The sequence below is a fragment of the Aeromonas sp. s2 genome, from assembly GCF_040907935.1.
GTDB lineage: Bacteria > Pseudomonadota > Gammaproteobacteria > Enterobacterales > Aeromonadaceae > Aeromonas > Aeromonas dhakensis.
On sequence record NZ_JBFOCR010000005.1, the window covers coordinates 392,701 to 409,729 of the forward strand.

Annotated in this window: 13 protein-coding genes; 6 read left to right on the top strand and 7 right to left on the bottom strand. The window is 61.2% G+C overall.

The annotated features are described in order from the left end of the window. Window positions 1-11: 11 nt before the first annotated feature. Complete coding sequence (locus AB5Y81_RS03240; protein WP_279484274.1) at window positions 12-449, bottom strand: GNAT family N-acetyltransferase; 438 nt, start codon at window positions 447-449, stop codon at window positions 12-14. A gap of 316 nt (window positions 450-765) precedes the next feature. Between AB5Y81_RS03240 and AB5Y81_RS03245 the strand changes: the two genes are divergently transcribed. After that, complete coding sequence (locus AB5Y81_RS03245) at window positions 766-2,265, top strand: alanine/glycine:cation symporter family protein (RefSeq protein WP_279484273.1); 1,500 nt, start codon at window positions 766-768, stop codon at window positions 2,263-2,265. 66 nt (window positions 2,266-2,331) lie between these two features. Here the strand turns inward: AB5Y81_RS03245 and AB5Y81_RS03250 are convergent, their stop codons facing one another. Next, window positions 2,332-3,138, bottom strand: a complete 807-nt coding sequence (locus AB5Y81_RS03250) for a crotonase/enoyl-CoA hydratase family protein (RefSeq protein ID WP_279484272.1) — start codon at window positions 3,136-3,138, stop codon at window positions 2,332-2,334. Window positions 3,139-3,305: 167 nt separating this feature from the next. On the opposite strand from AB5Y81_RS03250, the gene AB5Y81_RS03255 reads away from it, so the two are divergent. The 5 genes from AB5Y81_RS03255 to AB5Y81_RS03275 all read left to right on the top strand — a co-directional run bounded on the left by AB5Y81_RS03255 (window position 3,306) and on the right by AB5Y81_RS03275 (window position 9,622). Continuing rightward, a complete protein-coding gene (locus AB5Y81_RS03255) occupies window positions 3,306-5,093 on the top strand; it encodes a putative nucleotidyltransferase substrate binding domain-containing protein (RefSeq protein WP_279484271.1) in 1,788 nt (595 codons plus the stop codon). Between the two features lies 1 nt (window position 5,094). Then, a complete protein-coding gene (locus AB5Y81_RS03260) occupies window positions 5,095-5,721 on the top strand; it encodes a 3'-5' exonuclease (protein ID WP_368146542.1) in 627 nt (208 codons plus the stop codon). 109 nt (window positions 5,722-5,830) lie between these two features. Next, window positions 5,831-6,142, top strand: coding sequence for a DUF485 domain-containing protein (locus tag AB5Y81_RS03265; RefSeq protein ID WP_279484270.1), 312 nt, complete (start codon window positions 5,831-5,833; stop codon window positions 6,140-6,142). Then, on the top strand, window positions 6,139-7,794 hold the full coding sequence (locus AB5Y81_RS03270; protein WP_017779662.1) for a cation acetate symporter: 1,656 nt from the start codon (window positions 6,139-6,141) through the stop codon (window positions 7,792-7,794). Before AB5Y81_RS03265 ends, AB5Y81_RS03270 begins: the two co-directional genes overlap by 4 nt. A 235-nt stretch (window positions 7,795-8,029) precedes the next feature. Then, window positions 8,030-9,622: an ABC-F family ATPase gene (locus tag AB5Y81_RS03275; protein ID WP_010633798.1), complete on the top strand. Its 1,593-nt coding sequence runs from the start codon at window positions 8,030-8,032 to the stop codon at window positions 9,620-9,622. Window positions 9,623-9,866: 244 nt separating this feature from the next. Here AB5Y81_RS03275 and ppiD read toward each other — a convergent pair whose 3' ends face one another. From ppiD to clpP, 5 genes are all read right to left on the bottom strand, one after another. Next, a complete protein-coding gene (ppiD, locus tag AB5Y81_RS03280; protein ID WP_017779660.1) occupies window positions 9,867-11,780 on the bottom strand; it encodes a peptidylprolyl isomerase in 1,914 nt (637 codons plus the stop codon). Between the two features lie 151 nt (window positions 11,781-11,931). Then, entirely contained in the window at window positions 11,932-12,204 is a 273-nt protein-coding gene (hupB, locus tag AB5Y81_RS03285; RefSeq protein ID WP_005315375.1) for a nucleoid-associated protein HU-beta, read from the bottom strand. A 240-nt stretch (window positions 12,205-12,444) separates the two neighbouring features. After that, complete coding sequence (gene lon, locus AB5Y81_RS03290) at window positions 12,445-14,799, bottom strand: endopeptidase La (protein ID WP_005301522.1); 2,355 nt, start codon at window positions 14,797-14,799, stop codon at window positions 12,445-12,447. A gap of 141 nt (window positions 14,800-14,940) precedes the next feature. Further along, window positions 14,941-16,215 (bottom strand): ATP-dependent protease ATP-binding subunit ClpX, encoded by a 1,275-nt coding sequence (clpX, locus tag AB5Y81_RS03295; RefSeq protein ID WP_279484269.1) that lies wholly within the window; start codon window positions 16,213-16,215, stop codon window positions 14,941-14,943. A 146-nt stretch (window positions 16,216-16,361) separates the two neighbouring features. Then, entirely contained in the window at window positions 16,362-16,985 is a 624-nt protein-coding gene (clpP, locus tag AB5Y81_RS03300) for an ATP-dependent Clp endopeptidase proteolytic subunit ClpP (RefSeq protein WP_005301526.1), read from the bottom strand. Between the last annotated feature and the right edge of the window lie 44 nt (window positions 16,986-17,029).

Genomic DNA, 17,029 nt, shown 5'->3' on the forward strand with positions numbered 1-17,029 from the left:
CCTCTTGCTGATCAGACTGTTTTCACAAACCGTTTCGGACGCTCGACATACCCCTGCGCCAGATAGAAGCGATGGGCCCCTTCCCGCTTGAGGCTGCTGGAGAGCTCCAGCTGGCTGCACTCCCGCGCCTGTGCATGACTCTCTGCCACGGCCAACAGGGCGGCCCCCACGCCGCTTCCCCTTGCACCCTCATCGACAACCAGCGCCGAGATCAGGCCCCACTCTGGTGCAACGTGCAGCGGGTTCAGCCAGTGCCACACCAAGACGCCTGCGATCCCCTCATCGAGGCAGGCCACCAGCACCTCGCGAGCCGGATCCGGCGTCAGCCAGCGGTCCTCCAGCTCCTGTGGGCTGACCGGGTAGCCCAGCTGGCCGAGCAAGTCGGCCATGGCGGCCACATCCCCGGCGCAGGCCGGGCGGATCACCGCCGTCTCTCTCTCTGTTTGCATCCTTGGCCTCGATTTTGCTCTGCTTCTCCCCCACGGGCATGCCGATGAAAGAGGAGATGATACCGGGTTGACACCGCATTTTGTCCAACCACATCACGATTTGTTAATGTCAATCCACAAATTAACAAGGTGACAACATATTTCGCTAGGAAGCCCCAGCACAAATCGATATGTTAAAACCCGCGGACTGGCCAGTGGAAACTTCCGCCACCGACTGGTCCCCAATCATAACGAGTGACCCCATGGTCACCTGAAATTTAAGGGAGCGGGGCAGAGACCCCGCCAACAAGACAGCACAACAAAGGAGTTGTTGTACATGAATGAGATCGTCAATGCCATCAATGGTGTGATTTGGAGCCCTGCGCTCATCTACCTGTGTCTGGGGGTAGGCCTCTACTTCTCCCTGCGCAGCCGCTTTTTGCAACTGCGTCACATCAAGGAGATGATCCGCTTGATGTTTGATGGCAAGAGCACGGATGCGGGGGTCTCCTCCTTCCAGGCGCTGGCCATGACCTTGGCCGGTCGCGTCGGTACCGGCAACATCGCCGGGGTCGCCACCGCCATCACCTTCGGTGGCCCGGGCGCCCTGTTCTGGATGTGGATGGTAGCCTTCCTCGGCGCCAGCTCCGCCTTCGTGGAGTCCACCCTGGGTCAGGTCTACAAGGAGAAGATCAACGGCGAATACCGCGGCGGCCCGGCCTTCTACATCGAGAAGGGACTTGGCATGAGCTGGTTCGCCTGGACCTTCGCCATCGCCACCATCTTCGCCTGCGGCGTGCTGCTGCCAGGGGTGCAGGCCAACTCCATCGGCGCCAGTCTGCAGACTGCATTTGATATCGATCCGAACGTCACCGCCGCCGGTCTGGCGCTGCTGCTCGGTTTCATCATCTTCGGCGGAGTCAAGCGCATCGCCAGCTTCGCCAGTACCGTGGTGCCCTTCATGGCGCTGGGCTACATCATCGTCGCCTGCGTCATCATCGCCCTCAACATCCATGCGCTGCCGGGCGTGATCCTGCTGATCTGGAAGAGCGCGTTCGGGATGGATGCCGGCTTCGGTGCCATTCTGGGTCTGGCCATCATGTGGGGGGTCAAACGCGGGGTCTACTCCAACGAAGCAGGCCAGGGTACCGGTCCGCACGCCTCCTCCGCCGCTGCGGTAAGCCACCCGGCCAAGCAGGGCCTGGTGCAGGCGTTCTCCGTCTACATCGACACCCTGTTCGTCTGCTCCGCCACCGGCTTCATGCTGCTCATCACCGGCCTCTACAACGTGCAGGGGCCGGATGGCGCGGCGCTCTACACCGGTATTGCCGGCGTGGCTGCGGGCCCAGGCTATGTGCAGACCGCCATGGAGAGCATGATGCCGGGCTTTGGCAGCATGTTCGTGGCCATCGCGCTGTTCTTCTTCGCGTTCACCACCATCGTCGCCTACTACTACATCGCCGAGACCAACATAGCGTTCGTCAACCGCAAGATTAACCGCCCCTGGCTCACCTTCCTGCTGAAGCTTGGTCTGATGGCAGCCATCGTCTACGGCACCGTCAAGACCGCCGATCTGGCCTGGGGCATGGGTGACATCGGGGTCGGCCTGATGGCCTGGCTCAACATCATCGCCATCCTGCTGCTGCAAAAGACCGCCTTCACCTGTCTGAAAGACTACGAGGCCCAGCAGGCCCAGGGGCTGGATCCGGTGTTCCACCCGGAGAAGCTCGGCATCAAGAACGCCGACTACTGGTCTGGTCACCGCTCCGAAGACAACCTGGAGCAGGAGCAAAGCGGTCACGCCTTCGAACCGGATCAGGATCGCAAGATCTCCTGATCGCTTAAGACTCACCCAACAAAAATGGCAGCCTCGGCTGCCATTTCTTTTGTTCATCCTTGTCTCTCAGAGCGCATTGCGGCGCGGTCCGAACGGCAGGCGCCAGCGAAACAGGCTGTTGAGGGTGGCGCGCCACTGGTTGGGGCGTCCCAGGATCTGCTTTTGCAACCGGGTCTCTTCTTTGAGCATCGCCTCGTCGCTGCGGGCCCAGGCCTGGTTGTAGAGCTGCTTGATCCCCGCCAGCGCGTCGGGGGACTTGGTGATGAGGGTCCTCGCAAACTCCCGCGCCTGGGCCAGCGGATCGTCGCAGACCCGGCTCACCAGCCCGAGGGACTTGGCCTCCGGCGCCGGCAGCTCGCGCCCGCTCATGGCCAGCTCCATGGCGGTATCCACCCCCATCAGGTTGCGCAGGGTGACGCTGCCGCTCATGTCGGGGATGATGCCCCACTTGATCTCCATCACCGAGAAGCGGCAATCGGGGGTGCTGAAGCGAAAGTCGGCGCCAAGGGCGATCTGCAACCCACCGCCAAAGCAGACCCCCTGGGTCACGGCGATCACCGGCACCGGCAGTTGATGCCAGCCATAGGCCACCCGCTGGGCCAGATTGGTGGCTTCGTCCGCCTCGCGTTTTAAAATCTCGAGCGCCGCCACCGGCTGCTTGAGCATGGATTTCACATCCAGCCCGGCGCAAAAGGCCCGCCCCTCCCCGTGCAGGATCACCGCCCGCAACCCCTTGTGCTGGCGCAACTGCTCGAGCACCTCGTCGATGGAGCTGAACATGGCCCTGTCCAGCGCATTGAGCTTGTCGCCCCGCGCCAGCATCACCTCGGCGATGCCGTCCCGGATCTCGCATTTGACCCTTGGTTTTTCCATTTTCCCCTGTCCTCTCCTGAGCTCACACTGGTCATACCACAACGTTATCAGAGTGTTATCATCAGGTACAGCGGCCCATGGGATCGGCTGGCCGTGCGACTAAAGTCGGCTGGCCGGCAGCACGCCGCTTTGTCAGACTGATTTGACGCCACCGGCCAAGGATTGCCATGACCACTCTGTTCAACTTTGCCCGTCCGCCGTTTGAGTGCCTGACCGAGCCTGAGCGCCAACAACTGGGGCAGGCCCTCTCCATCTGTTACTTTCGCGCCGGCCAGCCGGTGTTAAAGGCCGGCGACGCCCCGCCCGGCCTCTACCTCGTCATCAAGGGGGCGGTGGAGGAGTCGACCCCCCACCATCAGTTCGGCGACTACGGTGAGGGGGACATGTTCGACGTGCGCGCCCAGTTCGACGGCCACTGTCGCCACCGGTTCAACGCGCTGGAAGATCTGCTCTGCCAGCTGATCCCCCGCGATACCTTCCTGGCCTTGTGTGAAGGCAACGACGCCTTCGCCCGCTACTTCACCGCCAGCCTGGCACAGCGGCAGCAGCTGCAGGAGCAGCGCGCCCAGTTGGGTCAGAAGAATCTGGCGGAGTTCATCCTGACCCGCATCGAACCCGGCCATCTGCAGCCGCCGCTCATCGTCGACAGCCGCCTGTCGCTCCTGGCCGCCACCGAGGCCATGGTGGCCAGGGGCACCGACTGCCTGCTCTACCCCGCCACGGACGGCAGCCTGAGCCTGGCGACCCGCAAGACCCTGCTGCACGCCCTGACCCTCAAGGGCTTACCGCTGACGGCGCCGCTGGCGGTGCTGACCCCCACCCCGCTGATCGGCCTGCCACTTGACAGCTATCTGTTCGATGCCCTGTTGCTGATGACCCGCCACCGCATCAAGCGGCTGGTTGTCTGGCAGGGACAGGAGGTGGCGGGGATCCTACACCTGACCCAGGTGCTCGGCCTCTTCTCCACCCACTCCCACGTGCTGACCCTGCGCATCGCCCGTGCCGACACTCTGCCGGCGCTGGAGGCGGTGGCCCGTGAACAGCAGCAGCTGACCCGCTCCCTGTTCGCCCAGGGGATCCACACCGCCTTCTTGATGAAGCTCATCGCCACCATCAACGAGCAGCTGATCGCCAAGGCCTTCGCGCTGGTGATCCCGCCCGAGGTGCAGGAGCGGGTCTGCCTGCTGATGCTGGGCTCGGAGGGGCGCGGCGAGCAGATCCTCAAAACCGATCAGGACAATGCCCTGATCCTGCCCGCCGACCTGCACTGGCCAACCCAGCAGGCCGATCTGGCCGCCTTCAGCGAGCTGCTGGCCCGGCTCGGCTACCCGCCCTGCCCCGGCCGGGTGATGGTCAACAACCCCGCCTGGGTCAAACCCCTCGACGGCTGGCTGCAGGAGATCGAGCGGGCCTGCGTCGAAGCCAGGGAGGCGGATCTGCTCTGGCTGGCCACCCTGGCCGACGCCCACCCCATCGCCGGCGATCGCGCCCTCCTTCCCCCCGTTGCCCGCAAATTGCACGAGCAGCTGGCCGAGCGGGGAGATCTGCTGGCGGAGATGGTACGACCGGCGGTCGCCTTTCACACCCCCCTCACCCTGTTTGGCCGGCTGGAACGGGCACCGGAGGGGCTGGATCTGAAACGTGGCGGCCTCTTCCCGCTGGTGCACGGCATCCGCATGCTGGCGCTGGAAGCCGCCATCCTGGAGACCTCCACCCTGGGGCGGATCGAGGCGCTGGTGACGGCAGAGCGGCTCAGCGCCAGCTTTGGCGCCGATCTGGCGGAGGCGTTCAGACTGTTCGTGCGGCTCAGGTTGCGCAGCCAGCTCAAGGAGGGGGAGAGCCGGGTGCAGGTCAATGATCTCAGCCATGGCGAGCGGGACCTGCTGCGCCAGGCGCTGCATCAGGTGAAGAAATTCCAGCAGTGGCTCACCTTGCACTTTCGTCTGAGACAATAGCGTGTTGAGCCGCCTGCGTCGTCACTGGCTTGGCCGCCGCTTTCACGCCTCGGCGTTCGCCCCGCTCTTTGCCGCCCCCCCGGCCGACGAGTGGGTGGCCCTCGACTTCGAGACCACCAGCCTGGATCCGACCCAGGCCGAGATCGTCGCCATCGGGGCGGTACGCATTCGGGGCAACCGGCTGCTGACCGGCGAAGCGCTCTCCCTGCGGGTGTTGCCACCCGACAACCTCACCGCCGAGTCGGTGGTGATCCACGGTCTGCGCCATCAGGATCTGCAACAGGGCATGCCGCTGGAAGCCGCGCTGCATCAGCTGCTTGCCTTCATCGGCCCCCGTGAACTGGTGGGGTATCACATCGCCTATGATCTGCGCATCCTCAACCTGGCCTGCCACAAGTTGTGGGGGCTGACCCTGGCGCAGCGAGGCATAGAAGTGAGCCGGCTCTACCACGATCACCTCTATCGCCGCTATCCCGATGCCGCCATCGACCTGCATCTGGCCGCCATCAGCAGCCACATCGGTCTGCCGGCCCTGCCCGCCCACGACGCCCTGAGTGACGCCATCACCGCGGCCCTCATCTTCTTGCGCCTCACCCGGGGCGGCCCACTGGCTTATCCCAAAGTCTAATTGTCCACAAATAACATTTGATTCACATTCCGGTTACATGGGCGGCTTAGGCTGCCCGGTAGGGAACCCCCTCATCCACCGCTGACACTCAATGTCATGGAGCACTGCAATGGAACAGCAACCTTATCTTCGGATCCAGCAAGATCCCAACTTCCAGGCGCTGGTCGCCAAGCGCCAGCGCTTCGCCTGGACCCTCTCCATCCTGATGCTGGGGCTCTACCTGGCGTTCATCCTGCTCATCGCCTTTGCCCCCGGCTGGCTTGGCACCCCCTTGAGCGAAGGATCTTCCGTCACCCGCGGCATCCCGGTCGGAATAGGTCTCATCCTGTCCGCCTTCGTGCTGACCGGTGTCTACGTGTTTCGGGCCAACGGCGAGTTTGACGAACTGAACCAGAAGATCCTCAAGGGAGTGCAATCATGAAAGGCAAGTTTCTGCTGCTGCCGGCCCTGCTGGCATCGTTCCCCCTGCTGGCAGCCGATGCGCTGACCGGCGAAGTGCATCGCCAGCCCCTCAACATCCCGGCCATCATCATGTTCGTGGTCTTCGTGGCGGCGACCCTGTTCATCACCTACTGGGCCTCCAAACGCAACCGTTCGGCCGCTGACTACTACGCCGCCGGCGGGCGCATCACCGGCTTCCAGAACGGTCTGGCCATTGCCGGTGACTACATGTCTGCCGCCTCCTTCCTCGGCATCTCGGCGCTGGTCTACACCTCCGGCTACGACGGTCTCATCTACTCCATCGGCTTTCTGGTGGGCTGGCCCATCATCCTGTTCCTGATCGCCGAACGGCTGCGCAACCTCGGCAAGTACACCTTTGCCGACGTAGCCTCCTATCGCCTCAAACAGACCGAGGTGCGCACCCTCTCCGCCAGCGGTTCCCTGGTGGTGGTCGCCCTCTACCTCATCGCCCAGATGGTCGGTGCCGGCAAGCTCATCGAGCTGCTGTTCGGCCTGCAATACCACGTGGCCGTGGTGCTGGTCGGCATCCTGATGGTGCTCTACGTACTGTTTGGCGGCATGCTGGCCACCACCTGGGTGCAGATCATCAAGGCGGTGATGCTGCTCTCCGGTGCCAGCTTCATGGCCATCATGGTGATGAAGTCAGTCAACTTCGACATCGGCACCCTGTTCAGTGAAGCGGTCAAGGTGCACGAGAAGGGCATCGCCATCATGAGCCCGGGTGGCCTGGTCGCCGATCCCATCTCCGCCATCTCGCTGGGTCTCGCCCTGATGTTCGGTACCGCCGGCCTGCCCCACATCCTGATGCGCTTCTTCACCGTGAGTGACGCCAAGGAAGCGCGCAAGAGCGTGTTCTATGCCACCGGCTTCATCGGCTACTTCTACATCCTCACCTTCATCATCGGCTTTGGCGCCATCCTGCTGGTCAGCACCAACCCCGACTTCAAGGATGCCACCGGCGCCCTGCTGGGCGGCACCAACATGGCCGCCATTCACCTGGCCGATGCGGTAGGTGGCAGCCTGTTCCTGGGCTTCATCTCCGCCGTGGCGTTTGCCACCATACTGGCGGTGGTGGCCGGGCTGACCCTGGCCGGTGCCTCTGCGGTCTCCCACGACCTCTACGCCAGCGTCATCAAGAAGGGCAAAGCCAACGAAGCCGACGAGCTGCGCGTCTCCAAGCTCACCACCATAGTGCTGGGTGTGGTTGCCATCGGGCTGGGGATCCTGTTCGAGAAGCAGAACATAGCCTTCATGGTGGGACTGGCCTTCTCCATCGCCGCCAGCTGCAACTTCCCGGTGCTGTTCCTCTCCATGTTCTGGTCACGCCTGACCACCCGCGGCGCCGTCTATGGCGGCTGGCTGGGGCTGGTGAGTGCAGTCAGCCTGATGATCCTGGGCCCGACCGTGTGGGTGAAGGTGCTGGGTCATGCCCAGGCCATCTTCCCCTACGAGTACCCTGCCCTCTTCTCCATGGGGCTGGCGTTTGTCGGGATCTGGTTCTTCTCGGTGACCGACAAGTCACAAAATGCCGCCGACGAGCACGCCAAGTTCTTCCCGCAGTTCGTTCGCTCCCAGACCGGGCTTGGCGCCGCCAGCGCCAGCTCCCATTAAGCCTTCCATTGGCAGTTGCAAGCCGGCCTCAGGGCCGGTTTTTTTCATGCCGACAGGCCGCGCTTAGTACCCGTTGCAGTCCGATCGACGCGGCCATGGCCGCCAGGGTGCGCGAGTGCCCAGCACCACCATCCAAATCCCCCCTGCAATAGACCCGGATCACAGTTCTTGCTAAAACTTTCGGGGGATCTGTGCCATAATGCGCGCCATTTGACAGATCAACCGGGACATTCCAGTGCTTTCAAGCAACAACATCACCATGCAGTTCGGCGCCAAGCCGCTGTTTGAGAACATCAGCGTCAAGTTTGGCGGCGGCAACCGCTACGGCCTCATCGGCGCCAACGGCTGTGGCAAGTCCACCTTCATGAAGATCCTCGGCGGCGATCTGGAGCCCACTGGCGGTAATGTGAGCCTGGACGTCAACGAGCGGATCGGTAAGCTGCGTCAGGATCAGTTCGCCTACGAAGAGATGCGCGTACTGGACGTGGTCATGATGGGTCACACCGAGCTGTGGGCCGCCATCGCCGAGCGCGACGCCATCTACGCCAACCTGGAAGCGACCGACGACGACTACATGAAGGCCGCCGAGCTGGAAGGCCTGGTCGCCGAGTATGACGGCTATACCGCCGAAGCGCGCGCAGGCGAGCTGCTGCTGGGTGCCGGCATTCCCATCGAGCAGCACAACGGCCCGATGAGCGAAGTGGCGCCGGGCTGGAAACTGCGGGTGCTGCTGGCACAGGCGCTGTTCTCCAACCCCGACATCCTGCTGCTGGACGAACCGACCAACAACCTGGACATCAACACCATTCGCTGGCTGGAACAGGTGCTCAACGATCGCGAGAGCACCATGATCATCATCTCTCACGACCGTCACTTCCTGAACTCCGTCTGCACCCACATGGCGGATCTGGACTACGGCGAGCTGCGCGTCTACCCGGGCAACTACGACGAGTACATGACCGCCGCTACCCAGGCCCGTGAGCGGCTGCTGGCCGACAACGCCAAGAAGAAGGCCCAGATCGCCGATCTGCAATCCTTCGTCTCCCGTTTCAGCGCCAACGCCTCCAAGTCCAGCCAGGCCACCTCTCGCCTCAAGCAGATCGACAAGATCAAGATTGAGGAAGTGAAGGTCTCCAGCCGCCAGAACCCCTTCATCCGCTTCGAGCAGGAGAAGAAGCTCTACCGCAACATCCTGGAGATCGAAGGCGTTTCCAAGGGTTATGGCGACGGTCCCCTGTTCAAGGGGCTCAACATGATGCTGGAAGTGGGCGAGAAGGTCGCCATTCTGGGTACCAACGGGATCGGTAAATCCACCCTGATCAAGACGCTCGTTGGGGCACTGGCACCGGATACCGGCACTATCAAGTGGTCCGAAAACGCCCAGATCGGCTACTACGCCCAGGATCACGCCGAGGACTTCGACACTGACCTCAATGTGTTCGACTGGATGGCCCAGTGGAAACAGGAGAACGAAGACGAGCAGGCCGTACGCTCCGTGCTGGGCCGTCTGCTGTTCTCCCAGGACGACATCAAGAAGCCGGTCAAGGTGCTCTCCGGTGGTGAACAGGGCCGCATGCTGTTCGGCAAGCTGATGATGCAGCGCCCCAACATCCTGATCATGGATGAACCGACCAACCACCTGGACATGGAATCCATCGAATCCTTGAACCTGGCGCTGGAGATGTACAAGGGCACCCTGATCTTCGTCTCCCACGACCGTGAGTTTGTCTCCTCCCTGGCGACCCGCATCCTGGAGCTGACCGAAAACGGCATCCGCGATTTCGGCGGCACCTACGAGGATTACCTGCGCACTCAGGGCGTGGTGTAACTCCCTGCCCGCACATCCCGTCAATAAAAACCGGCACCTGAGTGCCGGTTTTTTTATGCCTGTTGGCAAGGCTCCCTCTTGGGATGCAGACCAGAAGAGCCAAGGGTTTGGCTCCCGCAGCTTATCTTCGGCCAGGCAGCTTATTTCGGTCAGAAGGGGCAGCACATCCCGCCCCTTCTGCCGCGTGCAGATAAAAAAACGGCCCCATCAAGGGGCCGTTCTCGTATCGACTGATCGGTTCGACTTATTCGACCGTGGCTTCCACGTCGGTGAAGTACTCAATCTTGGCAGACTTGCGCAGCTCGTCGATGAGAGACTTGTAGCTCACCTGAGCCTTGCCTTGACCCAGCTGGCCTTGCAGCAGCTTGGCCATGCCGGACGGCTCCTTGGCGACGGTCACCTTGTCCAGAGCCACCACCACGCGGTCGCCATTGGCTTCGGTCACCAGCTCGACGCTCGGCTTGCCATCGACCGGATGAGGCATGCGGAAGGCCTGTGCCACCAGGTTCTGATCCAGATCCTGGGCGAAACGGGCGACGCCATCGTGGCTCTCCACCTTCAGACCCAGTGCAGTCAGCTCGGGCTGGATGTTCTCACCGGCCTTGAGCTTGTCCAGCAGACCCTGCGCCTTGCCACGGGCCACTTCACTGGCCTTGTCGTGCTTGATGGCGGCAATCACCTGCTCTTTCACCTCCGCCAGCGGCTTGGCCGCTTTCGGCTGGTGACCGGTGATGTGCATCACCAGCGCCTTGCCGTCAGCCAGTTCGATCACGTCGGAGTTGGTGTTGTCATCGCGCAGCTGCTCGGAGAAGGCCGCAGAGAGCGCCTTGGGATCATTGAGCGGTGCCGGGGCATCAGCCTGGCTGAAGTAACCGGTGGACTGCACCTTGAGGCCCATGGTCTCGGCGGTCAAGTCCAGCGAGTCCGGGTTCTCGAAGCTGCTGTCGGCCATCTTCTGCTGCTCGGCAAAGAACAGCTCCTTGGCCTTGTCGCTCTGCAGACGGCTGATGGTCTCTGCCTTCACATCGGCAAACGGCTTGGTCTGGGCCGGTTCAACCCCCAGCAGCTTGATGACGTGGAAGCCGAACGGGCTCTTGACGACGGCGGAGAGATCGCCGGCCTTGGCCAGGGCGAATGCCGCCTTCTCGAACGCCGGATCCATCACCCCTTTCTCGAACCAATCCAGCTCGCCGCCTTTTTTGGCGGAGAAGGTATCGGAAGAGTCGGCCTTGGCCAGGGCGGCGAAGTCGTCACCCGCCTTGGCTTTTGCCAGTACGGCTTCTGCCTTCTGCTCGGCGGCTTTCTCGTCCTTGCCAAACGGGATCAGGATGTGAGCCACGTGGCGACGCTCGGCACGCTGGAACAGATCCTGATGCTGATCGTAGTAGTCCTGGGCATCCTGCTCGCTCACCTTGACGTCTTTGCCAAGGGTGGCGGCGTCCAGCAGCAGATAGTCGACCTTGACCTGCTCGTCGTTCATGAAGCGGTTGCTGTTGGCCTTGTAGTACTGCTCCACCTCTTCATCGGAGACTTTTACGTCACCCAGATAGGCGGAGGCGGCCAGGCGCACCAGACGCAGATCGCGAGTCTGGTTGTAGAGCTTGTCCAGTTGCTCGGCTTCACCCTTGAGCGCAAATTCGGTGCCCAGCAGGGCGCCCATCAGTTGCTGACGCACCATGTCCTGGCGCAGGGAGTCACGGAACATCTCGGGGGTCATGCCGGCACGGCGGATCAGCTGCAGGTAGCGATCATTGTTGAACTTGCCCTCTTCGGCAAACTCGGGCATGGCTACGATGGCCTGCTTGATCTGCTCATCGCTGACCCGCAGACCCAGTTCACGGGCCTTGCTGTCAAACAGGGCCTGATCGATCAGACGGTCCAGTACGCCGCGACGGAACTGTTTCATGTAATCGGGATTGGCGGCCAGCTGATTGAAGGACTCCCCCATTTGGGACTCCATGCGGGCGCGCTCGTTGCGGTAGGCATTTTCCAGTGCCGCGGCAGTGATATCCGTGCCGTTGACGGTGGCGGGGGCGGTACGGGCCGGACCGTTCAGATAGCTACCTACACCGGCCAAGGCAAAGGAGAGGATGATCAGGCCCAAGATAACCTTGGCCACCTTGCCCTGCGCCCCTTCGCGTAGTTTATCCAACATCATGTTTGTACTTATGCTCCCGAACTCGATGGGCGTAAATAATGAAAAGGCGCACCGATTGCGATGCGCCTTGGTCAATCAGTATGAGGGAGAGCCCTCTCACTTGTCTGGTCTGTGACCAAGGACGGTAGCCGATGTAGAATCAGCGCCCGGCTTAGTTGACCGCGTCTTTCAGGGCTTTACCGGCTTTGAAGGCAGGAACTTTACCAGCGGCGATTTCGATGGTCGCGCCAGTTTGCGGGTTACGGCCAGAACGGGCAGCACGTTCGCGCACGGCGAAAGTACCGAAACCAACCAGAGCAACCTGGTCACCCTCTTTCAGAGCTTCACCGACGGCGTCAATGAAAGCATCCAGCGCACGGCCAGCAGCGGCTTTGGAGATATCAGCACCGTCTGCAATCTTGTCAATCAGTTGAGATTTATTCACTCTTATATTCCCCTTTTATCGAACATCGCTGCGGCGCCGATTTCCCTGGCCACAACAAGTGGAGGTTTTATAGCAAGCCTCCTGATCAGTTGCAAGTGACAATCTGGCGCAAACCCGCGCCACATCACGCCTTGCGACTCATCATGAGTTCCCGATCGGTGGTCAAGGCTACTTCCGTTATCCGGAGCATGCAAGCCTTAACCACCGCCCGAATGCGCCAAATTTGCGGCGCATCAACATTTATACGACAGAAACGCGCTCAAACCCTTGCGGATTGTCCTGCAACGCCAGTTCCAGTACCTCGTCAATCCAGCGAACCGGATGAATTTCAAGGTCTTGTTTGACGTTGTCCGGGATCTCCTCGAGGTCCCGCTCGTTCTCTTTCGGGATCAGCACACGCTTGATGCCACCACGATGCGCCGCCAGCAGCTTCTCTTTGAGACCGCCGATGGGCAGCACTTCGCCGCGCAGGGTGATCTCCCCCGTCATGGCCACATCAGCACGAACCGGATTACCGGTCAAGCTGGAGACCAGGGCGGTACACATGGCGATACCGGCGCTCGGACCGTCTTTGGGGGTGGCCCCTTCCGGTACGTGCACGTGGATGTCGCGCTTCTCGTAGAAGTCCGCATTGATGCGCAGCTTCTCGGCACGGGCCCGCACCACCGTCATGGCGGCCTGGATGGACTCCTGCATCACGTCACCGAGGGAGCCTGTGTAGGTGAGCTTGCCCTTGCCCGGCATGTTGGTGGTCTCGATGGTGAGCAGATCGCCCCCCACTTCGGTCCACGCCAGACCACAGACCTGACCCACCTGGTTCTGGTCGGTCGCCTTGCCGTAGTCGAAACGCTGCACCCCGAGGAACTCCTTGAGGTTGGCCTGATTGACCTGAACATGCTTGATGCTCTTGTCCAGCAGGATGCGCTTGACCGCTTTGCGACAAATCTTGGAGATCTCGCGCTCCAGGCTACGCACCCCCGCCTCGCGGGTGTAGTAGCGGATCACTCCGACCAGGGCGGAATCCTCGATGGTGATCTCGGACTCTTTCAGGCCGTTGCGCTGGATCTGCTTGGAGACCAGGTGCTGCTTGGCGATGTTGAGCTTCTCGTCTTCGGTGTAACCGGACAGACGGATCACTTCCATTCGGTCCAGCAGCGGACCCGGGATGTTCATGGAGTTGGAGGTGGCCACGAACATCACGTCCGACAGGTCATAATCCACTTCCAGGTAGTGATCGTTGAAGCTGTTGTTCTGCTCGGGATCCAGCACTTCCAGCAGGGCGGATGCGGGATCGCCACGCATGTCCGAGCTCATCTTGTCGATCTCGTCGAGCAGGAACAGCGGGTTCTTCACGCCGACTTTCGCCATCTTCTGGATGAGCTTGCCGGGCATGGAACCGATGTAGGTACGACGATGACCGCGGATCTCCGCCTCGTCACGCACGCCGCCGAGCGCCATGCGCACATATTTGCGACCGGTGGCCTTGGCGATGGACTGACCCAGGGAGGTCTTGCCCACACCGGGAGGCCCAACCAGGCAGAGGATGGGGCCCTTGAGCTTGTTGACCCGCGCCTGCACCGCCAGATACTCGAGAATGCGATCCTTGACCTTCTCCAGGCCATAGTGATCGGCATCCAGCACCTCTTGCGCCTTGCCCAAGTCTTTCTTGACCTTGGAGCGCGCCTTCCACGGCACCTGCACCATCCAGTCGACGTAGCTGCGCACCACAGTGGCTTCCGCCGACATGGGGGACATCATCTTCAGCTTGGCAAGCTCGGCCTGCGCCTTCTCACGGGCATCTTCCGGCATGCCGGCCTCTTCAATCTTGCGATTGAGGGCCTCGAACTCATCCGGACTGTCTTCCAGCTCACCCAGCTCTTTCTGGATGGCCTTCATCTGCTCGTTGAGATAGTACTCGCGCTGGCTCTTCTCCATCTGCTTCTTGACCCGGGAGCGGATGCGCTTCTCGACCTGCAGCAGGTCGATCTCCGACTCCATCATGGCCATCAGAAACTCGATGCGCTCGGACACAGAGGCAATTTCCAGCACCTTCTGCTTGTCTTCGAGCTTGAGCGGCATGTGGGCAGCCATGGTATCGGCCAGGCGCGCCGCATCGTCGATCGCCGAAATCGAGGTGAGCACCTCGGGCGGGATCTTCTTGTTGAGCTTGATGTAACCTTCAAACTGACCGATGGCAGAACGTACCAGCACGTCCTGGTCCTTCTCGTCGATCGCCTTGGAGGCGATGTACTGCGCCTCGCCAACGAAGAAGTCCCGGTCGTCGATCATCCGCTCAAGACGGGCACGCTGGCCCCCTTCCACCAGCACCTTGACGGTGCCGTCGGGCAGCTTGAGCATCTGCAGAATATTGGCCACTGTCCCGACGGAGAAGATCTCCTCCACCGTCGGCTCATCGGTTGACGCATCCTTCTGGGCCACCAGCAGAACTTTCTTGTCCTGCTCCATGGCCGCTTCCAGACAGCGAATGGATTTTTCCCGCCCCACAAAGAGTGGAATGACCATGTGGGGATAAACCACCACGTCACGAAGAGGCAGGACGGGAATCTCGATGCGTTCTGAACGCTCTAGGTTCATATATGTCCTCTCGGCTTGTTATACCGTTGGCAAAGCGCTTGGCTGAGTATATGGGGGCGCTTAGATGAGATTCAATCGCCGAAACCGCAAAAAGCATGAAAGGGGCAAAAAGCCCCTTTCATTTGATTAAAAATCAGACATTTACTCTGATGCGGCGGCCTGGGTCTCGGGATTTTCGTAGATCATCAAGGGCGCGGAGTCCCCCTTGATCACGGTCTCGTCGATCACCACCTTGCTGATACCGTCCAGCGACGGCAGGTCATACATGGTATCCAGCAGCACGGCTTCCACGATGGAACGTAGACCGCGAGCGCCGGTTTTGCGCTCCATCGCCTTGCGGGCAATGGCGTTCAAGGCGTCGTCACGGAACTCCAGCTCCACCCCTTCCAGATCGAACAGCGCGGCATACTGCTTGGTCAGCGCGTTCTTCGGCTCTTTCAGGATCTGGATGAGGGCAGCCTCGTCCAGCTCGGTCAGGGTCGCGACCACCGGCAGACGACCGATGAACTCGGGGATCAGACCGTATTTGATCAGATCTTCCGGCTCCACCTTGGCAAAGCTCTCGCTCAGGGTCGCCTTGGCGCTCTTGGACTTCACCTCGGCACCAAAGCCGATGCCGGTGCCCTTGACGGAGCGCTGCTCGATCACCTTGTCCAAGCCGGCGAAGGCGCCACCGCAGATGAACAGGATCTTGGAGGTATCCACCTGCAAGAACTCCTGCTGCGGGTGCTTGCGACCACCTTGCGGCGGCACGGAAGCTATGGTCCCTTCGATCAGCTTGAGCAGGGCCTGCTGCACCCCTTCCCCGGAGACGTCGCGGGTGATGGAGGGGTTGTCCGACTTGCGGGAGATCTTGTCGATCTCGTCGATGTAGACGATGCCACGCTGGGCCTTCTCCACGTCGTAGTCGCACTTTTGCAGCAGCTTCTGGATGATGTTCTCCACGTCCTCGCCCACGTAACCGGCTTCGGTCAGGGTGGTGGCGTCGGCCATGGTGAACGGCACATCCAGCAGACGAGCCAGGGTTTCGGCCAGCAGGGTCTTGCCGCTGCCGGTCGGACCGATCAGCAGGATGTTGGATTTGCCCAGCTCCACACCACCGGACTCGCTGCCGCTGCGCAGCCGCTTGTAGTGGTTGTAGACGGCCACCGCCAGCACCTTCTTGGCGTACTCCTGCCCGATCACATAGTCATCCAGATGAGCGCGGATTTCATGAGGGGTCGGCAGCTCGCTACCATCGCGCTTGGGCGAGATCTCGCGGATCTCCTCGCGGATGATGTCGTTGCACAGCTCGACGCACTCATCACATATGTAGACGGAAGGGCCAGCGATCAGCTTGCGCACTTCATGCTGGCTTTTGCCGCAAAAAGAGCAGTAGAGCAGCTTATCACCCTCACCCTTGCGTTTTTCTGTCATTCAGCAACCTCGTTTTATCAATAGAGGATGGATTGTCCTGTTGAGTTTACAACAGTCCGGAACACCCTGCCCATGCCTGATCTGCCGATTTAGGGCATCACCAAATCAGATGATGTCCTCAATGATGGTACGGGCTAGCTCGTGGCTCAGCCGCGGCGGCTCAGGACACCGTCAACCAGACCATAGGCCACGGCCTGCTCGGCGGACATGAAGTTGTCACGGTCGGTGTCACGCTCGATGGTGGCCATGTCCTGTCCGGTATGGAAGGCAAGACGCTCGTTCAGGGTATTCTTGATCTTCAGGATCTCCTGGGCGTGGATCTGGATATCAGATGCCTGGCCCTGGAAACCGCCCAGCGGCTGGTGGATCATCACGCGGGCATTGGGCAGGCAGAAACGCTTGCCCTTGGCACCACCGGCCAGCAGGAAGGCGCCCATGGAGCAGGCCTGCCCCATGCACACAGTGCTGACGTCCGGCTTGATGAACTGCATGGTGTCATAAATGGACATGCCGGCCGTGACGGCCCCACCCGGAGAGTTGATGTAGATGCTGATGTCCTGATCCGGATTTTCGGACTCCAGGAACAGCAGCTGAGCCACCACCAGATTCGCCATGTGATCTTCGACCTGACCGGTCAGGAAGATCACCCGCTCCTTCAGCAGACGAGAATAGATGTCGTAGGAACGCTCCCCTTTCGCGGTTTGCTCTACCACCATCGGGATGAGCGCATTGCGTGGGGATTCAGTCACATCGTTATAGTTCTTGTACATAAGGCATTGTCCCTAAAATAAAATGGCCCGAGTGGAGATCACAC